The sequence below is a fragment of the Streptomyces bohaiensis genome, assembly GCF_012033785.1.
GTDB classification, from domain to species: domain Bacteria; phylum Actinomycetota; class Actinomycetes; order Streptomycetales; family Streptomycetaceae; genus Streptomyces; species Streptomyces bohaiensis.
The window spans coordinates 1-7,393 of the sequence record NZ_JAAVJC010000232.1; the positions used below are offsets into that span (position 1 = coordinate 1).

Annotated in this window: 10 protein-coding genes; 4 read left to right on the forward strand and 6 right to left on the reverse strand. The window is 75.2% G+C overall.

Annotated elements, in window-relative coordinates; all coding sequences use genetic code 11:
- The first annotated feature begins 86 nt into the window (after positions 1-86).
- Positions 87-500, forward strand: a complete 414-nt coding sequence (locus tag HCN52_RS19470) for a DUF3099 domain-containing protein (RefSeq protein WP_168089744.1) — start codon at positions 87-89, stop codon at positions 498-500.
- Positions 501-732: 232 nt separating this feature from the next.
- A complete protein-coding gene (locus HCN52_RS19475) occupies positions 733-975 on the forward strand; it encodes a hypothetical protein (RefSeq protein WP_312876785.1) in 243 nt (80 codons plus the stop codon).
- Between the two features lie 51 nt (positions 976-1,026).
- On the opposite strand, the gene moaA is transcribed toward HCN52_RS19475, so the two are convergent.
- Positions 1,027-2,040, reverse strand: a complete 1,014-nt coding sequence (moaA, locus tag HCN52_RS19480; protein WP_168089746.1) for a GTP 3',8-cyclase MoaA — start codon at positions 2,038-2,040, stop codon at positions 1,027-1,029.
- 333 nt (positions 2,041-2,373) lie between these two features.
- Between moaA and HCN52_RS19485 the strand changes: the two genes are divergently transcribed.
- Positions 2,374-3,408, forward strand: coding sequence for a DEDDh family exonuclease (locus HCN52_RS19485; protein ID WP_168089747.1), 1,035 nt, complete (start codon positions 2,374-2,376; stop codon positions 3,406-3,408).
- 25 nt (positions 3,409-3,433) lie between these two features.
- Positions 3,434-4,450, forward strand: a complete 1,017-nt coding sequence (locus HCN52_RS19490; RefSeq protein WP_168089748.1) for an SURF1 family cytochrome oxidase biogenesis protein — start codon at positions 3,434-3,436, stop codon at positions 4,448-4,450.
- Between the two features lie 60 nt (positions 4,451-4,510).
- On the opposite strand, the gene amaP is transcribed toward HCN52_RS19490, so the two are convergent.
- The 5 genes from amaP to HCN52_RS19515 form a co-directional block, all read right to left on the reverse strand.
- Complete coding sequence (gene amaP / locus HCN52_RS19495; RefSeq protein ID WP_168089749.1) at positions 4,511-5,107, reverse strand: alkaline shock response membrane anchor protein AmaP; 597 nt, start codon at positions 5,105-5,107, stop codon at positions 4,511-4,513.
- 71 nt (positions 5,108-5,178) lie between these two features.
- On the reverse strand, positions 5,179-5,922 hold the full coding sequence (locus HCN52_RS19500) for a DUF6286 domain-containing protein (RefSeq protein ID WP_168089750.1): 744 nt from the start codon (positions 5,920-5,922) through the stop codon (positions 5,179-5,181).
- Entirely contained in the window at positions 5,919-6,332 is a 414-nt protein-coding gene (locus tag HCN52_RS19505) for an Asp23/Gls24 family envelope stress response protein (RefSeq protein WP_168089751.1), read from the reverse strand. Before HCN52_RS19505 ends, HCN52_RS19500 begins: the two co-directional genes overlap by 4 nt.
- Complete coding sequence (locus HCN52_RS19510) at positions 6,316-6,516, reverse strand: hypothetical protein (RefSeq protein WP_167935430.1); 201 nt, start codon at positions 6,514-6,516, stop codon at positions 6,316-6,318. The genes HCN52_RS19505 and HCN52_RS19510 overlap by 17 nt, the downstream gene beginning before the upstream one ends.
- Positions 6,517-6,583: 67 nt before the next feature.
- Positions 6,584-7,045, reverse strand: coding sequence for an Asp23/Gls24 family envelope stress response protein (locus tag HCN52_RS19515; protein WP_209314751.1), 462 nt, complete (start codon positions 7,043-7,045; stop codon positions 6,584-6,586).
- Between the last annotated feature and the right edge of the window lie 348 nt (positions 7,046-7,393).

Consider the following 7,393-nt stretch of genomic DNA (forward strand, 5'->3'; position numbering starts at 1 on the left):
GCCCCCGCCGCCGTCGGGGGCCGGCCCGGGAGTACCGTGTGAATCCGGGCGGGATTCGTGTTCCCGGACGAATCGGATGGTGGACCATGGCACGGTGGCGACGCGGCGGCAGTGAGCCCGAGGTGTACCGCATCAGCGGTGCGCGGACGAGCCTGACGGAGGACGTCAGAGCGCGGCAGCGCCGCTACACGATCGCGATGCTGGTGCGCACCGCGTCGGTGCTGCTGACCGTGGCGCTGTGGGACGTCAGTCGCCCCCTCGCCGTCGTCACGCTCGCCCTGGGCACGCTGCTTCCCTACGTGGCCGTGATCGTCGCCAACGCCGGGCGGGAGAACGCCGCCCCGCTCCCCCGGACCACGCTCGGCCCACCGCCGCGCGCTGCGCTGCCCGCTGCCGGTGACGTCGGGATCGGGCAGGCCGGGACGGGGGGACCCGGCGGAGCGGCCGGCGGCGAGCGCCCCGGCACCGGCGGCCGGGAGACCGCGACCGACGGCCGGTGAATCGGCAGGGCAATCTCCGCGATCGGCTGCGCTGTCAACCTGGTCACATGTCATACTGCAGGAGCGCTCCGCATCCCCCGTCGGAGCGACAGACCGACGCCGGGCGGCTCCCCCCGTGGCTGCCCGGCGTCGCTGTGCGTCCGGGCGCGGTCCGCCGACCGGCCGGCCCGCACCGTCCCGCGCGACCGACCCGGTTTTGCCCGGGCGACGCCCTGCGTGTTGGATGGGGCGCGTGAACGACCCGGTGATCTGTTCGGCCAAGGGCTGCCGCGCGCCCGCCCGGTGGGTGCTCGCCTGGAACAACCCCAAGCTCCACACCCCCGACCGCCGCAAGACGTGGCTCGCCTGCGACGACCATCGGGAGTCGCTCTCCGCGTTCCTGGGCGCGCGCAGCTTCCTCAAGGAGGTCGTGGCGCTGGCCGAGTGGGACGGGGGCTCCGGCAGCGGTCGGCCGCAGCCGCCGACCGCCGGCTGACGCGAGCGCCGCTGCCGCCCCTGCGCTGGACCGACGGGCCCGGGGCGGTCGTCAGCCGCCGATCGCCGACATCGGCCGGGGCGGCTGGAGGAACGTCGGGTCGTCGATGCCGGAGCCGGCCTTCTTGCCCCACATCGCCGCCCGCCACAGCTCCGCGACCCGCTCGTCGGCCTGCTCGATGCCGCCGAGCTCCGCCGGGTCCGCGCGCAGCGCCGAGCGGAGATCCGTCTCCTCCCGGGCGAAGAGGCAGTTGCGGATCTGCCCGTCGGCGGTCAGCCGCGTGCGGTCGCAGGCTCCGCAGAACGGGCGGGTCACCGAGCCGATCACCCCGACGCGGTACGGGCCGCCGTCCACCAGCCAGCGTTCCGCCGGGGCGGAGCCGCGCGCGGCGTCGCCCTCGGGGACGAGGCTCCACCGGCTGCGCAGCGAGGTGAGGATCTCCTCGGCGGTGACCATCTCCCGCCGGGTCCAGCCGTGCTGCGCGTCCAGCGGCATCTGCTCGATGAAGCGCAGTTCGTACCCGTGCTCCATCGCCCAGGCGAGCAGGTCGGGGGCCTGGTCGTCGTTGACACCGCGCATCAGCACGCTGTTGACCTTGACCGGGGTGAGCCCGGCGTCGTGCGCCGCGGCGAGCCCGCGGAGCACGTCGTCGAGGCGACGGCGTCGGGTGAGCCGGTGGAAGGTCTCCGGATCGACGGTGTCGATGCTGACGTTGACCCGGTCCAGGCCGGCGTCGCGCAGCGCGGGGGCGACCTTCTCCAGGCCGATGCCGTTGGTGGTGAGGGAGAGTTCGGGCCGCGGGTCGAGCGCGGCGCACCGCTGCACGATGGAGACCAGACCGGGGCGCAGCAGCGGCTCCCCGCCGGTGAAGCGGACTTCCCGGACGCCGAGGCGGGTGACGGCGATGCGGACCAGGCGCACGATCTCGTCGTCGGTGAGCAGGGTGGACTTCGCGAGCCAGTCCAGGCCCTCCTCCGGCATGCAGTAGGTGCAGCGGAGGTTGCAGCGGTCGGTGAGGGAGACGCGGAGGTCGGTCGCCGTCCGGCCGTAGGTGTCGAGCAGCACGACTCCTCCTTCGTCTCTCTCGTCGCGGTCTCGGTCGCGGGGCCCGGCGGGCGGCGGCGGGGCGTGATGCCCTGTGTGTCCACCCGCTACGTGGCAGCGTACGTGAGTCCCCGGACATCACGCGCCGGGTGCGGCGCCGGGGCGCGGTGGGGCGGGCACGGCGGCGGCGGGGCGGCCTCGGGGGCGGTGGGCGCGTCCCCGGTGCGGCACCGCGAGGGTCCCGTGGCGGCGGCGGGCGAGCTGGGGATGCGTCAGTTCGCGGAGACGTCGGACCGGTGAAGCGGCGTGGGCGGATGACCGAACTGTCGGTACCGGCCCGTATTCTCTGGAACCATGTCCGAAGACCACCCTTCGCCCACGGCCTACGTCCCCGCACAGGAGCCCGCCAACGCGCCCTGGCCACAGGGCTATCCGGAGGGGTACGCGGTGGTCGACGTCGAGACCACCGGCCTGTCCCGCGAGGACCGCGTCATCTCCGCGGCCGTCTACCGCCTCAACGCCCGCGCGGAGGTGGAGGACCACTGGTACACGCTGGTGAACCCCCAGCGCGACCCGGGCCCGACCTGGATCCACGGGCTCACCTCCGAGACCCTCGCGGACGCGCCGCTCTTCCCGGAGATCGCCGAGGAGCTGGGGCGGCGGCTGGAGGGACGGGTGCTGGTGGCCCACAACGCGGTGTTCGACTGGACGATGATCGCCCGCGAGTACGCACGTGCCGGCGGGGTCCCCCCGGTCCGGCAGCGCTTGTGCACCATCGCGCTGTCCAAGGAGCTGGGGCTGCCGCTGCCCAACCACAAGTTGTCCTCCCTCATCGCCTATTTCGGGGTGCGGCAGGAGCGCGCCCACCACGCGCTGGACGACGCCCGGGTGCTGGCGGAGGCGTTCGCGCCGAGCCTGCGGCGCGCGGCGCGGCAGGGGCTGCGGCTTCCGCTGCTGATGTGCCGGCCGCTGACGGAGATGAGCGACGGCACCCGGGCCGATCCGGGCGGGGCGGGTTCCGCCGCCCGAGTCGGCGCGGGGATGTGGCGGCAGGCTCGGCGGCTGCCGCCGAGCCCCTATCCCAACCCTGGGCGCTACGAACCCGGCGGACGGCTGGCGCAGGGCATGCGGGTGGCCTTCTCGGGCGACACCTCGGTCGACCGGGAGCTGCTGGAGGACCAGGCGTGCGAGGCGGGACTGCACGTCGCCACGAGCGTCTCGGGGCTGACCAGCCTGCTGGTGACCAACGACCCGGAGGCGGCGACCGGGAAGCTGGCGCGGGCCCGACGCCACAACACTCCCGTGGTGGACGAGGCCGCGTTCACCCAGCTGCTGCGCGACGTGGTCCCGGCCGAGGGCGCGGCGGCAGACCCGGCGCCGGAGCGGTGAGTCTCCTCCGGTACCGTCGGTAGCTGTGTTCCGTGTGCTGCTGTCCCGGCAATGGGTGATGCTGACCCTCGTGGCGCTGCTGCTGATCCCGGCCTTCATCTGGGCCGGTAACTGGCAGTACGACCGCCACGACCAGCGCGTCGCCCGAAACGAGCTCATCGGCGGCAGCCTCGCGGCCGACCCGGTGCCGATGGCGGAGCTGTCCGCCCCCGGTGAGGCACCGGACCCGGACGACCGGTTCCGGGCGGTGACGGCCACCGGGCGGTTCGACTCCTCGCAGGAGGTCGTCGCCCGCTCCCGCACCGGCAACCAGAAGGGTGTCCTCGGCTACTTCGTGCTGACGCCGCTGGTCCCGGAGGACGGGCCGGCCGTGCTGGTCAACCGCGGCTTCGTCCCTGCGGGGAACGATCCGACCCGCCTGCCGGAGGTGCCGTCGGCGCCCGAGGGCGAGGTGACGGTCACCGGCCGGCTGATGGTGGACGAGACGACGGCGACCACCGGCATCCGCGACACCCAGGGGCTGCCGGAGGGCATGGTGATGCTCGTCAACAGCGAGCAGCGGGCCCAGGCCGCGGGGATGCCGTTCCTCAGCGGCTTCATGGTGCTGACCGAGCTGGACCCCGAACTCCCCGAGGGCGCCGAGCAGCCGGAGCGGTTGGCCGCCCCGAGCCACAGCGGCATCGGCGCGCACTTCGCCTACGCGTTGCAGTGGTGGCTCTTCGCGGCGATGGTCCCGGTGGGCTGGTGGATCCTGCTGCGGCGCGAGCTGGCGGACGCCGCCGGCGAGGGCGGCTCCGGTACGGATGGCGGCGGCACCGCCGGGGACGGCGCGTCGGCCGGCGGCGGACCGCATGGTGGTGCGCCGGGCGGCGAGTCCGGCACCGATTCCGGTGAGGGCACCCCGGGCGGGGAGCCGCGGCCCGAGGGGGCCCGCGGTGGTGTGCCGAGCGCGGGGGCGGAGCAGGCGGACGGGGCCGGACGGAACGCCGCCGGGGCTGCCGACTCCGCGGGGACGGCGCCCGAGGTTCCCGCCGGGCGCTGACCCGCCTCCCCCACCGGACCGCCGCTGCCGGACCGTGGCCGACGCCGTCGGCGGTGCGCCTCAGCTGACGCGGTCGGCGGAGTGGCGCGTCGCCCGCAGTCTGATCTCGGCCGGGAGGTCGTCGGCGCCGGCCGAGACCCGGGCGTTCTCCAGGGTCCGGTCCCGCAGGGTCTCCACGACGTCGCGCGGACGGGCCTGGGGTGCGATCAGCAGACCGACCCGCGCGCCGGGGCCGGCGCGGCGGGCGACCAGGGTGAACCGGGCGCGCTCCACTCCGGGCAGCGCCTCGGCCTCGGCCGTCAGCACGTCCTCCACGGCACCGGCGCGCAGCCCGGCCGACTGGCCGTCGCCGGTGTCGACGTCGACGGTGCCCAGCCGGCGGCGCCGGAGTTGGGCGAGGAGCCACCACAGCGCGAGCAGCAGCAGGACGGCGAGGGTGCCGATGACCACGGGCCACCACCAGCTCTCGCCCCGCCAGTGGAGCCGGTCGGCGCGGCTGAGCACGGCGGAGTCCGGCCCCTGCCAGGACCAGTCGGCCGGCAGCCCCACGCCGAGGCGGGAGGGCAGGTCGGCGGCCAGGGCGAGCACGACGCCGCCCACCCCGGCGAGGACCAGTCCGGCGAGGGTGAGGAAGACCCTGTTGACGGTTCGCAGCATCTCCAGATCTTTCCGCCCCGTACGGGGCGTCGTCGCGGCGGTCGGGACCGCGGGCGGCAGGGGCGTCCGCGTCAGCCGGCGGGCCGGCTCACCTGGACCCGGAGCGCCGGTCGGTGGGCGAGGTCGAGTTCGGCCAGCGCCAGGCGCATGGCGCCGTCGAGGTCGGCGCGGACCTCGTCGAGGTCACGGAAGTGGGCGCGGGCCGAGACCCGCACCCGGGAGCGGCCGACCCGGACGCGGACCGACCGCACTCCCGCGACGCCCATCGCCCGGTCGCGGACCACCTGGGCGGCGGCGTTGCGTTCGATACCGGGGCGGACCCGGGGGTCGGACCGCCGCATCGGCAGCAGACCGCGCAGCCCCGGGGTCAGGGCGGCGACGACGAGGGCCACTCCGACCAGCACCAGCGCGACGGCGATCGCGACGACCCAGGGGTCGTCGAGGGTGCGGCGGGCGAGCTGGTCCGCGAGTTCGGTGCGCCAGGCGGACGCCGGGCGGTCGGCCCGCACGGCGACGATGTCGTAGAGCAGTGGGCCGAGCGCGGCGAGCAGCAGGACGGCGAGGGCGGCTGCGGGCAGCCGACGGGTGGACCAGAACCGCCGCGCCGGGTGGGACGGCTCATCGGTGCCGGTGGCGGTCCCGTCGTCGGGGCCGTGCGCCGGTCCGCCGGCGGCGGGCTCGTCACCGGCGCCGCGGGAGGCGGCCGGTGGCGTCGAACGCTCCGTGCGCCCGTCCGGGCCGTCGCCGGCGCCGGTCGGGCGGGTGGCGGCGCCGGTGGTGGGGCCGGGTTCGGGGGTGGTGTCGCGCTCGGTCACCGCACCCTCCCGCCGGCCGTGAGGTGCTCGGAGTACAGGGCGACGACGTCGACCTCGATGCCCGGCGTCTGCATGCCGGCGAGGTCGCGCACCCGGGTCTCGACCCGGGTACGGACGGCGCGGCAGCGCGCGCCGATGTCGGTCGGGTAGTCGAGTTCGACGCCGACGCGGATGTCCGCGACCTCCCCGCTGCCGGGGACCGCGGAGCCGCGCAGCGACACGTGGGCCTCCGGGTAACGGCTGCTGCCCGCCCGCGGGGCGGCCGGGGAGTCGGACGGCGCCGCGCTCTCCCGGAGTGCCTCGCGGGCGGCCTGGGCCGCGAGTTTGGCGACGACGCGTTCGGCGATACGGGTGGCGCCGCGCTCGGCCGGGGGGACCGGCGCGGCGGCGACCTCAGAGGCGTCGTTCATTGTCGCGGTTGCGCTCCCCCGGCCGGAAGAAGTCCCCCGGCTGTAGATCTCCCTCGGCGAACCGGCCGGCGACGAAGCCGACGGCGCCGAGCGCGGCAACCAGCAGGAAGGCACCGAACCCGCCGAAATAGCCGGCGAATCCGAGTGCCATGCCCGCGATCATGCCGACGACGGCCATGCTCATCTTCCGCTCCTTCACTCACCGGTCCTGGCGGCCCGGGGTTGTCCCTGGTGGTGCGAGGGCGTCCGGCTCACTGGAGCGGCGGGCGGCTCTCGTCCTCGGCCTCTTCCTCCAGGTCCTCGGGCAGCTTCACGTCGCCGACGTTGATGTTGACCTCGACGACCTCCAGTCCCGTCATGCGTTCGACGGAGGAGACGACGTTCTCGCGGACGGTGCGGGCGACCTCGGCGATGGAGACGCCGTACTCGACGACGATGTCGAGGTCGAGCGCGGTCTGCACCTCCCCGACCTCGGCCTTGACACCGCGGGTGGCGGACTTGGTCCCGCCGGGGACGCGGTCGCGCACGGCACCGAAGGTGCGGGCGAACCCGGTGCCCATGGCGTGGACGCCGACCACGTCGCGGGCGGCGAGGCCGGCGATCTTGGCGACGACGCCGTCGGCGATGGTTGTCTTGCCGCGGGTGGCGGGGTCACCGCCGCCACGCCCGTTGGCCAGCGGCTTGGCGGAGTTCGATCGCTCGTCCTTCGCCAGGTCGGTCGTCGTCGCTTCGGTCACTGCGCCTCCTCGTTCACGGTCCGGGTGGCTTCGGGCGAGCCGGACCCGCTGGTCGTGCCAGGTTAGACCGGTGATGCCCGACGCACGCCCGGGCCGCGCCGAGTGGGTGAACCGGTGTCCTGCACACGTGTCTCCAGCAGTGCTGTACCCAGAGTTCGGGACCTTGCACAGAACTCGTGCCCCCTGAACGGAATCTGTTGTTCCGCCAGCAGCCGCGCCGTCACCGCCCCGGGCGCCGGCGCCGCTGGTCCGCGCGGTCGGGTCGGGGGGGGTGCGGTGGGGCGAACTTGCGAACGCCGTCCGGCCCGCGCCGAGGCGCGGGCC